Source organism: Pseudomonas sp. MF08817, assembly GCF_059862705.1.
Genome location: NZ_JCBCUY010000001.1, coordinates 158724 through 170575, shown reverse-complemented (window position 1 = coordinate 170575; position 11852 = coordinate 158724). Strand labels below are relative to the sequence as shown.

Here is an 11852-nt window from a genome sequence, read left to right as displayed (position 1 = left end):
TTTCGCCAACCTGACCGGGAGACAGTCATGGACGAAATTACTCAGCTTGCCGCTGAACTGGGGCGGCGTTTGCAGGTGCTCAATGCCCACGTCAGCACCGCCGAGTCCTGTACCGGGGGCGGGATTGCCGAAGCGATCACGCGCATTGCCGGCAGTTCGGCGTGGTTCGAGGCCGGTTACGTGACCTATTCCAATCGCCAGAAAACCCGCCAGTTGGACGTGCCCGCGCCTTTGTTCGACCAGGTTGGGGCGGTGAGCCGCGAGGTGGTCGAGGCCATGGTGCGTGGCGCCCAGGCTAAAAGCGGGGCGCATTTTGCCGTGGCGGTCAGTGGTGTGGCGGGGCCGGACGGTGGTTCACCGCATAAACCGGTGGGCACCGTTTGGCTGGCTTGGGGCGTAGGAGAGGCGGTAGTGAGCGAGGTGCGGCACTTCCCCGGCAACCGCGACGATGTCCGCCGACAAACGGTGAAGGCCGCGCTAGAGGGGTTGTTGCTGCATGCCGAGGCAGAAATCTCAAAACAGGGGTAGGCGATCTTCAAACGCTGTGGAATAATACTGTCTACTTATACAGGTGTTGGCCGTCAGGCCTTATTGATTACGTGAGGACTTTAATGGACGACAACAAGAAGAAAGCCTTGGCTGCGGCCCTGGGTCAGATCGAACGTCAATTCGGCAAGGGTGCCGTAATGCGTATGGGCGATCACGACCGTCAGGCGATCCCGGCCATTTCCACTGGCTCTCTGGGTCTGGACATCGCGCTCGGCATCGGCGGCCTGCCAAAGGGCCGTATCGTTGAAATCTACGGCCCGGAATCTTCGGGTAAAACCACCCTGACCCTGTCCGTAATCGCCCAGGCCCAGAAGATGGGCGCGACCTGCGCCTTCGTCGACGCCGAGCACGCCCTGGATCCGGAATACGCCGGCAAGCTGGGCGTCAACGTCGACGACCTGCTGGTGTCCCAGCCGGACACCGGCGAGCAGGCACTGGAAATCACCGACATGCTGGTGCGCTCCAATGCCATCGACGTCATCGTCATCGACTCCGTGGCGGCCCTGGTGCCAAAAGCCGAGATCGAAGGCGAGATGGGTGACATGCACGTTGGCCTGCAGGCTCGCTTGATGTCCCAGGCGCTGCGCAAGATCACCGGCAACATCAAGAACGCCAACTGCCTGGTGATCTTCATCAACCAGATCCGCATGAAGATCGGCGTGATGTTCGGCAGCCCGGAAACCACCACCGGTGGTAACGCGCTGAAGTTCTACGCTTCGGTGCGCCTGGACATCCGCCGTACCGGCGCGGTGAAGGAAGGTGATGAAGTTGTCGGCAGCGAAACCCGTGTCAAGGTCGTGAAGAACAAGGTGGCACCGCCGTTCCGCCAGGCTGAATTCCAGATTCTCTACGGCAAGGGTATCTACCTGAACGGCGAGATGATCGACCTGGGCGTGTTGCACGGCTTTGTCGAAAAATCCGGGGCCTGGTATGCCTATAACGGCACCAAGATCGGTCAGGGCAAGGCCAACTCGGCCAAGTTCCTGCAGGAGAACCCAGAGATTGCGGCCACACTTGAAAAACAGATCCGCGACAAGCTGCTGACCCCGGCTGCAGACACCAAGGCTTCGCCGGTCAAGGAAGCTGTTGATGATCTGGCTGACGCCGATATCTGATTGATCCCATGACAGCCGTACTCGATACACCCGTCGCCGTACGGCGAACCGCAATGGACCTGCTCGCGCGACGCGAGCATGGTCGAGTCGAGCTGACGCGCAAGTTGCGTCAGCGCGGCGCCCCTCCTGAAATGATCGATGCCGCACTCGACCGCTTGACGCAAGAGGGCTTGCTGTCCGAATCGCGCTACCTCGAAAGCTTTGTCTCCTACCGTGCCCGCTCCGGATACGGCCCTCTGCGTATTCGTGAAGAGTTGAGCCAACGTGGCCTGCAACGAACCGATATCGAACTCGCCTTACGCGAAAGCGGTATCGATTGGCAGGCACAGTTGGAAGACACCTGGCGCCGGAAATTCGCCGGGCACTTGCCGATCGATGTCCGCGAGCGTGCCAAGCAAGGGCGGTTCCTGAGCTACCGGGGTTTTTCGATGGAGATGATCGGCCGCTTGTTCAGCGGCCGTGGCCTGGATGACTGAGCCGGTCAGGTGAGCTTGATCGGTTCACGGTTGCGCTGTGAAGCCTGCGGGGCGGCCTCGGCCCAGTTTTCCGGCAGGTTGATAAAGTCCACCAACTCGCGCAAGCGCCCGTGATTACGGGCGGTGAAGGTGAACGACAGTCGCGTCAGGTGGCTGAACTGCGCCTCATCCTGTTCTTCACCGGCGTAGCTGTGTTGATGAAAGCAATCGCTCAAACACAGGTTGGCAAAAGCTTGCTGGATGTGCTCCAGTGCCTGCTCGTTCAACGGGTGATTCATGCGGATGATGAACTGATGCTTCAGCCAGCGGCTGGAGTGGAAGTTACCGTAGAACTGCTGAATCTCCTGCACCGCCTCCTCGACGTTGTAGACCAGGCGCATCAGCTTCATGTCGCTGGGCAGGATGTAGTGGTTGGCCTCCAGTTCGTTGCGGATGAAATCCAGGGCACTTTCCCAGAAGCGCCCGCCCGGTGTGTCCAGCAGCACCACGGGAACCAGGGGGCTTTTGCCAGTCTGGATCAAGGTCAATACCTCCAATGCTTCATCCAGCGTGCCGAAGCCGCCCGGGCAGAGCACCAGTGCATCGGCTTCCTTGACGAAAAACAGCTTGCGGGTGAAGAAAAAATGGAACGGCAGCAGGTTGCCGGTGCCATCGACCGTGGGGTTGGCGTGCTGCTCGAAGGGCAGGGTGATGTTGAACCCCAGGCTGTGCTCCAAGCCTGCGCCCTCATGGGCTGCAGACATAATGCCGCCCCCGGCGCCGGTGATGACCATTAGGTCTGACCTCGCCAGCGCGGCGCCCAGCTCCCGGGCCATGGCGTAAAGCGGGTGCTCGGTGGCGGTTCGCGCAGAGCCGAACACGGTGACCTTGCGCCGCCCCTTGAACTGCTCCAGCACACGGAATGCCTGTTCCAGTTCACGCAACGCCTGCAGGGTGATCTTGGCGTTCCAGCGGCTATGGTCTTGCTTGGCCATATGCAGGACGGTGAGGATCATGTCGCGATAAATCGCGATATTCGCGCTGTTGGGGGAAATCAGTTTGAGTTGTTCTTCGACCTGCTGGGCGAGCTCGCCCCCGTTGCCCTGAAGATCTCGGCTGAGGAGGTCATTCGATTGGTAAGGCATTCAACGTCTCCTTCTGCACAACGCCTGGTTTTGCCGATTCGATCATGGCCTCCGCTGGTCGTGCCTGGCAACCGCTCAATCGCAAGCCGTGGGCGCGGATCACCGCTGGTCAGAAGTGCCGGCATGCGGTGATGGCTCTGATTTACTCAACACAGGCATCACGACGCTGTTTGGCGTGGGCAAGCGCAGGGAGGCGAAACATGACCAGAATCATTCTGGAAATCGATACCGAGTTGTATCAGCTGTTGCAGGCGGCGGCGCGGGCCAATCATCGTAGCGTTGAGGATGAATGCCGGCGGCGCCTGGAGGGCCCCCGGCAGCACTCGCAGTATCTGCAAGCGCTGGTGGCGGAGCTGCGCGCCGATGATTTGCAGCGGCGCGCAATGGAGCAGTGATTACTTTTTCTTTTTGGCCGGTTGCAGGCAATCGGCTTCCTGGAAGCGTTCCGACGCAACCGGGCGGTTGGTCTTGACCTCCGTGAACTCGTAGCGCATCACCGCGCCCTTGGCCATCAGCTTGCGAAAGCCTGGGTTGTTGCACACGGTGGAGCCCAGTTGGAAGTACACGGCCTTGGGGTCTGCGCGCATTTTTTCGGCGTGGCTGCTTTGCACGCTCAGGTGGTTTATCAGCTCCTTGCCTTCCACGGTGTAGCCCTGGTCGAGGATGTCTTCGTTGATGGCCCGGGGCGTGCCGACGCTGCTTTGGGCGGCGACGCTTTGCAGCATTTTGCTCAGTTCGAGTTCTTTGAGTGAGGCGGCTTGCACGCCGAAGGATGACGCCAGCAGAACGGCAGCGGTAGGAACGATAAGGCGCAGCATGAAACTCTCCTGGTTCAGTGACTGGTGCTTCGACCAGCCACGTGACTGTGCGTTCAGTGGCGGCGAATTATAGGGGAGGCGGTGTGGACGGTACAGGTTTGAGCGTGTTGCTCTGGTAAACTGCGGTTACTTTTTTTGCCCGCCTGAGTGTTATTTGTGCCGATTCTCATTCCCCGCCGGAGTTGTCTGTGACCCTGCGCGCTGCTTCGCCCTTTGCCGTCAATGCCGTTGCGTGCCTGCGTGACGAGCGCGAGGAAGAGAGCACCAAGCCTTATCTGGCCCGCGGTTCCCGCGCGCCGCGCTGCCATGATTGCAGGGTGATCGAGAGCCATTGCCTGTGCGCCTGGCGCCCTCAGGTCCAGGCCCGCTCGGCGGTGTGCTTGATAATGACGGCCAAGGAAGTGTTCAAGCCGAGCAATACCGGGTGGTTGATCGCGGATGTGGTGCAAGACAACTTTGCCTTTATCTGGTCGCGTACCGAAACCAACCCCCAGTTGCTGGCGCTATTGGCCGACCCGCAGTGGCAACCGTACCTGGTGTTTCCCGGTGAGTATGTCGAGCCTGAGCGGGTCACTCATGAGGTTCAGGTCGATAGCCGCAAGCGGCCGCTGTTTATTCTGTTGGACGCAACCTGGACCGAGGCCCGCAAGATTTTCCGCAAGAGCCCGTATTTCGACGGCTTGCCGATCCTCAGCCTGCTGCCGGAAAAACTGTCGCGCTACCGCTTGCGCCGCTCCACCCGCAGTGAGCACCTGTGTACAGCCGAAGTGGCGGCTTTGTGCCTGGAACTGGCGGGCGATGGCCCCGCGTCCTCGGCGTTGGGCGCCTATTTTGACGTGTTCAGCCAGCATTACTTGGATGCCAAGCATCAATTACCCCTAGACGAGACCACTGCCGCCCACGCTGAACTGGCGCCCTTTGTCCCGCAAGGTGCTATTACCATGCAGGCACGTAGTGGCACTGCGGCTTGACCCCATAGGCTGCGCTGGGCATGCTTGGCGCCGTTTAGGGCGCCCGCCCCGTTTGGCGGGCCTTTGGTTTGAGTTCGCCCTTCGGTGATGGCCAGCAGGTTGTCACCTTATGTTGTTTTGGCGAGGACCGAATCCATCGGTTCTCCCATAAAAAAACAGGATCATTTGACTGATGGCCACATACGAAATCCTGATTGCCGATGACCACCCCCTCTTCCGTAGCGCACTGCACCAAGCGGTCACCTTGGGCCTTGGCCCTGAGGTCCGGTTAGTGGAAGTGGCGAGTATTGCCGAACTGGAAACCCGTCTGACCGAGAAGGCCGACTGGGACCTGGTGCTGCTGGACCTGAATATGCCGGGGGCCTACGGTTTTTCCGGGTTGGTGCTGTTGCGTGGCCAGTATCCGCAAATTCCGGTGGTGATGGTCTCGGCGCAGGAAGAAGCGTCGATCATGGTCAAGTCCCGCGAGTTCGGCGCCAGTGGCTTCATTCCCAAATCCAGCTCCATGGAAGCGATCCAGCAGGCCGTGCGCACGGTGCTGGACGGTGATGTGTCGTGGCCGCCCCAAGCGTTCGAGGATGTGGCTGTTTCCGATGAAGCCAAAGCCGCCAGTGCCGGGTTGGCCAGCCTGACGCCGCAGCAGTTCCGCGTGCTGACCATGGTCTGCGAAGGCTTGTTGAACAAACAGATCGCCTATGAGTTGAGCGTGTCGGAGGCCACCATCAAGGCCCACGTTACGGCGATTTTTCGCAAGCTGGGCGTGCGCACCCGCACCCAGGCGGCATTGTTGCTGCAACAGCTTGAGTCAATTTCCAGCCAGTAAGGCGTTGTGCCTTCACGCTTTTTTGACTTCCGTTGAACTAGTTTTCCCTTCCTTTTTTCAGTTGCCTACTTCTATGTCGCCTTTCAAAGGTCAAACCGGTCTTAAACGCATTCTCAACGCTGGCGGCTATTCCCTTGATGGGTTGCGCGCCGCTTTTGTCGGCGAAGCCGCCTTTCGCCAGTTGGTTTTGCTCAACGTGATCCTGATTCCCGTGAGTTTCCTGTTCCACGTCAGCCGCGTCGAGCGTGCCTTGCTGATCGCCGTGTGCCTGCTGGCGCTGATCGTCGAGTTGCTCAACTCGGCCGTGGAAGCGGCCATCGACCGCATCTCTCTGGACCTGCACCCCTTGTCGAAAAACGCCAAGGACATGGGCAGCGCCGCGCAATTCGTGGCGTTGAGCATGATTGCCGTGGTGTGGGCGGTGATTCTGCTCTGACCTCGCTCAGGGGATGCTGGGCAGCACGATTTCGTCGCTACGCTGCACCCCGGCGGTGAAGGCGCGGCACAGTTCCAGGAATTCGCGCATGGCCGACGTCTGGTACTTCTGTTTATGCCAGATGAAGTAGAACTGCCGCGCCAGGTCCAGGTCCGGGGTTTCCACCGGTACCAGGCTGCCGCGGCGGAACGCATCGCGCAGGGCCAGGCGGGAAATGCAGCCGATGCCCAGGCCCGACTCCACCGCACGCTTGATCGCTTCGGTGTGTTCCAGTTCCAGGCGGATGTTCAGCGAGTTGCGGTGATGGCGCATGGCCTGGTCGAAGGTCAGGCGCGTGCCCGAACCCTGTTCCCGCAAGATCCACGCCTCATGGGTCAACTGCTCCATGCTCGCCTGGCCCTGGGCGGCGAGGGGGTGCTGAGGCGCGCAGAACACTACCAATTCATCCTCGACCCAGCTCTGCACTTCGATATCCGGGTGGCTACAGTCGCCCTCGATTAGACCCAGATCAATTTCATAGTGGGCAACTTGCTGCACGATATGGGCAGTGTTCTGTACATGGAGTTTCACCTGGCTCTCGGGATGGCGCTGCATGAAGCTGCCGATCAGCAGGGTGGCCAGGTAGTTGCCGATGGTTAGCGTGGCGCCGACCGCCAGTGAGCCGAAACCGGACTTGCCGTTGAGCAGGTCTTCGATTTCCTTGGCCTGGTCGAGCAGGGCCACGGCTTGGGGCAACAGTTGTTTGCCCAGGGCGTTGAGGCTCAGGCGTTTGCCGGCGCGGTCGAACAACTGGCAGCTGGATTGGCGTTCCAGTTCCGTGATCGAAGTGCTGGCCGCCGATTGCGACAGGGCAAGCAGGCCGGCAGCACGGGACACGCTCTCTTGCTGAGCGACGGCGACGAATACTTGAAGTTGACGGAGAGTAAATCGCATATCGATATAACCGATAACCCTTATCTTAATAATCCATTTAACAGATATTGTCACCGCCATTAGAATGCGATGCAATTGCGCACCCTGTCGGCGCAGGCAAAATCTCCAGGAGTCCCACGTACATGAGCAACATGAACCACGAGCGTGTCCTCAGTGTTCACCACTGGAACGACACTCTGTTCAGCTTCAAGTGCACCCGCGATCCGGGCCTGCGCTTCGAGAACGGTCAGTTCGTGATGATCGGCCTGCAACAGCCCAACGGCCGCCCGCTTATGCGCGCTTACTCGATTGCCAGCCCCAATTGGGAAGAGCATCTGGAATTCTTCAGCATCAAGGTGCCCGATGGCCCGCTGACGTCCCAGTTGCAGCACCTCAAGGAAGGCGACGAGATCATCATCAGCAAAAAGCCGACAGGCACGCTGGTGCTCGACGACTTGAAACCGGGCAAGCATTTGTACCTGCTCAGCACCGGCACAGGCCTGGCGCCGTTCATGAGCGTGATCCAGGACCCGGAAACCTACGAGCGTTTCGAGAAAGTGATCCTGTGCCACGGTGTGCGCTACGTCAATGAAGTCGCCTACCGCGAATTCATCACCGAGCACCTGCCGCAGAACGAGTTCTTCGGCGAAGCGCTGCGCGAAAAACTCATCTACTACCCCACCGTGACCCGCGAGCCGTTCGAGAACGAGGGGCGCCTGACCGACTTGATGCGCAGCGGCAAGCTGTTCAGCGATATCGGCCTGCCGCCGATCAACCCGCAGGACGACCGCGCCATGCTGTGCGGCAGCCCGAGCATGCTCGACGAAACCAGCGAAGTGCTCAACAGCTTCGGCCTGAAAGTCTCGCCGCGCATGCGCGAGCCGGGTGATTACCTGATCGAGCGTGCATTCGTCGAGAAGTAAGCCTGTTTAAAGCGGCTCCTGTGTGGGAGCGGGCTTGCCCGCTCCCACAGTCGTTTCTGGGGTTCAGGCGTGTGCGGGGATGACTTCCAGCACGCGGATCAACTCTGGTTGCGGGTAGTGCCAGCGCACATCCACGTCCCAGAACTGCGCCCCGTACTCGCGTTCCGGCGCCGGTGCCTGGTAGGCCGGGCGGGGGTCCTGGGCCAGGCATTGCTCGATCAGTTCCACCAACGGCTCTGCAAGGCGCTGAGCGTGGCTGTGAGCCTGTTGCAGGGCCGAATCCTGCCACTGCACCGGGATCAATGCCGGCGCGGCGCTGGCGATGGTGTTGCTGGCAGCGGCGATGATGTCGGCGTAAGGCACGTAGGGCTTGATGTCGAGAACCGGCGTGCCGTCCAGCAGGTCGATACCGGATATCCACAGGCGCCCCGCCTCCACCTTGTCCAGCTTCACCACCGATTGGCCGATGCCGTTCGGGCGATGGGTGGCGCGCGTGGCGAACACCCCCATGGATTTGTTGCCACCCAGGCGTGGCGGGCGCACCTTGAGCCGTGGCTTGTCTTCCAGGGCTTGATGGAACAGGAACAGCAGCCACACATGGCTCACCTGTTCCAGCCCCTGCACCGCTTCGCCCTGATCGAAAGGCGCCACCAACTCCAGGACGCCCCGTGCCGCCGGTGCCAGTTGCGGTTGGCGGGGGATGGCGAATTTCTCCTTGAAGCAGGAGCGCACGAAGCCGATGGGGGAAACGCTGTAGGTCATGGTCTGGATCGAGGCGCAAGAGGGGCGGGCATGATAACCCGGGTAGGCGCCGGGGTGGCCGTTGGGGCGCTATCGCGAGCGGGTTCGCTCCCACCTCAGCGCAATCGCTTCCCTGTGGGGTTTGCCCGCGATAGCCGCGCGCTATCTCAGAGGCTAAACCCGCCATCCAAAGGAATGATGTTGCCGGTCATGTAGGCCCCGGCCGTACTCGCCAGGCTGATGGCGAGAGCGGCCATTTCCTCTTCTCGGCCCCAGCGTTTCATCGGGATCAGCGCGGTGTCTTCGGCCAGGGCCTGTTCATCGTTGCCGATGTGCTGGGTCATTTTGCTGGGGAAGCGCCCGGGGGCGATCACGTTGATGTTGATGTGCTGGCTCACCAGCTCCCGAGCGAGGAGGCGCGACAGTTGGTGCAGCGCGGCTTTGCTCGGGCCGTAGGCGTAGGCCTGTTCGCCGAAGGAAGAAATACCGGCCGCCGAGCCGATGTTGATGACCCGTGCTGGGTTCGCCGCGCAGCCGGCCTTGCGCAACAGTGGTAGCAATTGCTGGATGCAGGTGAACACGGACGTCACGTTCAGTTGCATGACCTTTTCCCAGCCCTTGGCCGGGTAGCTTTCCAGGGGCGCGCCCCACGTGGTGCCAGCGTTGTTGACCAGAATGTCGAGTTGGCCGATGCGCTCGCCCAGGGTGGCGGCCAGTTGCTGCACGCCTTCCTCCGTGGCCAGGTTGGCGGCGATGCCATGGCACGTACCGTGGGCGCTCAACTCAAGCGCGGTTTGTGCGCAGGCCTGGGCATCGCGAGCGCAGACATAGACGGTGGCGCCGGCTTCGACGAAGGCTTTGGCGATCATTTTGCCGATACCACGGGTGCCGCCGGTCACCAGGGCGGTGCGGCCTTGCAGGGAGAAGTAAGGGTGCATGGCGAATCCTGAGGGCTGAGGGGATGTCGCTACCCTAGCGGTCAGTGGCGCGCAGCGGAGCCATCATTGCTGGTGAGAATGGGCGGGCATGCCTGTGGGGCGGCCGTGGGTGGCCGCCCCACAGGGCAAGGGTCAGGGGCGGACGCGCAGGGTCAGGCCCTTGAGGAAGTTGCGCAGCAACTGGTCGCCACAGGTGCGGTAGTTGGTGTGGCCGAACTTGCGGAACAGCGCGCTCAGCTCGGGCTTGGACACCGGGAACTCCGAGGCCTTGAGGATCGCGTGCATGTCGTCTTCCTTGAGCTCGAAGGCCACACGCAGTTTTTTCAGGATGATGTTGTTGGTGACCGGCAGTTCGATGGGCAGCGGCGGGCGGCTCTCGTCCTTGCCGCGCTTGAAGATCACCAGGCCATCGAGGAAGTGGGCCATGACCTCGTCGGGGCAGAAGACGAAGCCTTCTTCCTCGTCTTTCTTGAGGTAGGTCACCAGGTCTTCCTTGCTGACGTCCATGCCGCCGAGCTTGATGAGTTCGACAACCTTGTTGTCGCTGATGTCGAGCATGTAGCGCACGCTGCGCAGTACGTCGTTATGAATCATGTGGGCAGTCCTGATCGATCGGTCGTGAGCGCCGCGTCTGGGCGCGGCGTCGAGATGTAGGGTGTTGCGCGAAGTCGTTAGAACTTCTCTTTGGCGGACAGGTAGCGCCATTGGCCCACCGGCACCTTGCCGATGGACACGCCGCCGATACGGATGCGGCGCATGGCGATGACCTTCAGGCCGACAGCCTGGCACAGCAGGGCGATGATTCCCGGTTGCGGGTTCTTCATGGCAAAGCGCAGGCGATTCTCGTTCTGCCAACTGGCCTTGACTGCCGGCAGCTCCTTGCCTTTATAGGTGAGGCCGTGGTTCAGGCGATTGAGGCCATGGGCCGCCATGTCGCCTTCGACCTCGACCACGTACTCCTGCTCGATCTTGCTGGCGTCGGCAGTGAGTTTGCGCAGGATTTTCCAGTCCTGGGTGAACACCAACAGGCCGCTGGCGTTGGCTTGCAGGTCGGCGCTGGCGTTCAGGCGCAGGAAGTGGCCCTTGAGCGGGCGCTTGCCGTAGCGGTGTTCTTCGCTCAGGGTTTCGGCGCCCAGGCTCTGCATCGCGGTTTCGGCGTCCACGCCCGCCGGGGCATGGAGCAGCAGGGTGACCGGCTCTGGCGCGGTGGCCTTGGCGTCCTTGTCCAGCTCGACTTTTTGCGTGTCGACCTTGAACTGCGGCTCGTCGATCACTTCGCCGTCCACGGTGACCCAGCCGCCCTCGATGAACAGCTCAGCCTCCCGACGGGAACAGCCGACGAGTTCGATGAGGCGTTTGGAGAGACGTATCGGGTCAGTCATGACAGGGCCGTAGTAAAAAAGGGGTGGGCATTGTACCTGCCTGGCGCCGGTTAATCGCGGGTCCATTTGCAGGGGCCGGTTTTTTGCGCCGGTTCAGCCGCGTCGGAACGCAGCCTGGGCCGGGCGCAAGCGCATGTGTAGCAGCGGGTAGGGCTGGCCCATGCCATCGTGCTCTGAGCGACCGACGGCTTCAAAACCTTGCTTGAGGTAGAAACCCAGGGCTTGCGGGTTCTGTTCGTTGACGTCCAGTTGATCGGCATTGAGGTGCTCGATGGCATAGCGCAGCAACTGCTTGCCCAGGCCCTGGCCACGCTGGGCTGGGTCGATGAAGAGCATTTCGATCTTGCCCGCCGCGATGCCGGCGAACCCGGTGATGTGCTGGCGTGCGTCCTTGGTGCAGATCAGCATCACCGCATCCAGGTAGCGGGTGCGCACCAGGTCCTTGAGCAGGCTGATGTAGCTCTCGGGCAGGAAGTTGTGGGTGGCGCGTACCGAGGCTTCCCACACCTGGGTCAACTCGTCGTAGTCGCTCTGTTTGGGGGTGTGGATGGCCGAGTGCTTGAGCATGCCGGCGGTTCCTTGTGCGGTGGTGGCGATGCCCAGAACGATAGCCGTAAAAAAGCCCCGCATCTTGTCACAGAGCA

General features: G+C 61.2%; 16 protein-coding genes. 8 read left to right on the top strand and 8 right to left on the bottom strand.

Going from position 1 to position 11852, the window contains the following annotated elements; all coding sequences use genetic code 11:
• Window positions 1-27: 27 nt before the first annotated feature.
• The 3 genes from AC19YR_RS00820 to recX all read left to right on the top strand — a co-directional run bounded on the left by AC19YR_RS00820 (window position 28) and on the right by recX (window position 2140).
• Complete coding sequence (locus tag AC19YR_RS00820) at window positions 28-528, top strand: CinA family protein (RefSeq protein WP_095108036.1); 501 nt, start codon at window positions 28-30, stop codon at window positions 526-528.
• A gap of 83 nt (window positions 529-611) precedes the next feature.
• A complete protein-coding gene (recA, locus tag AC19YR_RS00815) occupies window positions 612-1664 on the top strand; it encodes a recombinase RecA (RefSeq protein ID WP_500596772.1) in 1053 nt (350 codons plus the stop codon).
• Window positions 1665-1672: 8 nt separating this feature from the next.
• Window positions 1673-2140 (top strand): recombination regulator RecX, encoded by a 468-nt coding sequence (gene recX, locus AC19YR_RS00810; protein WP_500596771.1) that lies wholly within the window; start codon window positions 1673-1675, stop codon window positions 2138-2140.
• Between the two features lie 5 nt (window positions 2141-2145).
• Here the strand turns inward: recX and AC19YR_RS00805 are convergent, their stop codons facing one another.
• Window positions 2146-3264, bottom strand: coding sequence for an LOG family protein (locus tag AC19YR_RS00805; protein WP_500596770.1), 1119 nt, complete (start codon window positions 3262-3264; stop codon window positions 2146-2148).
• A 200-nt stretch (window positions 3265-3464) separates the two neighbouring features.
• Between AC19YR_RS00805 and AC19YR_RS00800 the strand changes: the two genes are divergently transcribed.
• On the top strand, window positions 3465-3659 hold the full coding sequence (locus AC19YR_RS00800) for a hypothetical protein (RefSeq protein WP_095108040.1): 195 nt from the start codon (window positions 3465-3467) through the stop codon (window positions 3657-3659).
• On the opposite strand, the gene AC19YR_RS00795 is transcribed toward AC19YR_RS00800, so the two are convergent.
• Window positions 3660-4082, bottom strand: a complete 423-nt coding sequence (locus AC19YR_RS00795; RefSeq protein WP_095108041.1) for a quorum-sensing-regulated virulence factor family protein — start codon at window positions 4080-4082, stop codon at window positions 3660-3662.
• Between the two features lie 194 nt (window positions 4083-4276).
• Here AC19YR_RS00795 and AC19YR_RS00790 point away from each other — a divergent pair, with 194 nt between their 5' ends.
• From AC19YR_RS00790 to AC19YR_RS00780, 3 genes are all read left to right on the top strand, one after another.
• Complete coding sequence (locus tag AC19YR_RS00790) at window positions 4277-5053, top strand: tRNA-uridine aminocarboxypropyltransferase (RefSeq protein WP_095108187.1); 777 nt, start codon at window positions 4277-4279, stop codon at window positions 5051-5053.
• Window positions 5054-5225: 172 nt separating this feature from the next.
• Window positions 5226-5876 carry a response regulator transcription factor ErdR gene (erdR, locus tag AC19YR_RS00785; protein ID WP_095108042.1) on the top strand — a complete coding sequence of 217 codons (651 nt, stop codon included), beginning with the start codon at window positions 5226-5228 and terminating at the stop codon, window positions 5874-5876.
• 73 nt (window positions 5877-5949) lie between these two features.
• Window positions 5950-6312: a diacylglycerol kinase gene (locus AC19YR_RS00780; RefSeq protein ID WP_095108043.1), complete on the top strand. Its 363-nt coding sequence runs from the start codon at window positions 5950-5952 to the stop codon at window positions 6310-6312.
• Between the two features lie 6 nt (window positions 6313-6318).
• Here AC19YR_RS00780 and AC19YR_RS00775 read toward each other — a convergent pair whose 3' ends face one another.
• Window positions 6319-7245, bottom strand: coding sequence for a LysR family transcriptional regulator (locus AC19YR_RS00775; RefSeq protein WP_095108044.1), 927 nt, complete (start codon window positions 7243-7245; stop codon window positions 6319-6321).
• Window positions 7246-7367: 122 nt separating this feature from the next.
• Here AC19YR_RS00775 and fpr point away from each other — a divergent pair, with 122 nt between their 5' ends.
• Window positions 7368-8147, top strand: coding sequence for a ferredoxin-NADP reductase (gene fpr / locus AC19YR_RS00770; protein ID WP_019827846.1), 780 nt, complete (start codon window positions 7368-7370; stop codon window positions 8145-8147).
• Window positions 8148-8210: 63 nt separating this feature from the next.
• Here the strand turns inward: fpr and tsaA are convergent, their stop codons facing one another.
• The 5 genes from tsaA to AC19YR_RS00745 all read right to left on the bottom strand — a co-directional run bounded on the left by tsaA (window position 8211) and on the right by AC19YR_RS00745 (window position 11775).
• On the bottom strand, window positions 8211-8909 hold the full coding sequence (gene tsaA / locus AC19YR_RS00765; RefSeq protein WP_500596768.1) for a tRNA (N6-threonylcarbamoyladenosine(37)-N6)-methyltransferase TrmO: 699 nt from the start codon (window positions 8907-8909) through the stop codon (window positions 8211-8213).
• 146 nt (window positions 8910-9055) lie between these two features.
• Window positions 9056-9826 (bottom strand): SDR family oxidoreductase, encoded by a 771-nt coding sequence (locus AC19YR_RS00760; protein WP_095108046.1) that lies wholly within the window; start codon window positions 9824-9826, stop codon window positions 9056-9058.
• Between the two features lie 132 nt (window positions 9827-9958).
• Window positions 9959-10420 carry a YehS family protein gene (locus AC19YR_RS00755; protein ID WP_095108047.1) on the bottom strand — a complete coding sequence of 154 codons (462 nt, stop codon included), beginning with the start codon at window positions 10418-10420 and terminating at the stop codon, window positions 9959-9961.
• Between the two features lie 77 nt (window positions 10421-10497).
• A complete protein-coding gene (locus AC19YR_RS00750) occupies window positions 10498-11208 on the bottom strand; it encodes an rRNA pseudouridine synthase (RefSeq protein ID WP_095108048.1) in 711 nt (236 codons plus the stop codon).
• Window positions 11209-11301: 93 nt separating this feature from the next.
• Window positions 11302-11775 carry a GNAT family N-acetyltransferase gene (locus AC19YR_RS00745; RefSeq protein WP_500596766.1) on the bottom strand — a complete coding sequence of 158 codons (474 nt, stop codon included), beginning with the start codon at window positions 11773-11775 and terminating at the stop codon, window positions 11302-11304.
• Window positions 11776-11852 lie beyond the last annotated feature (77 nt).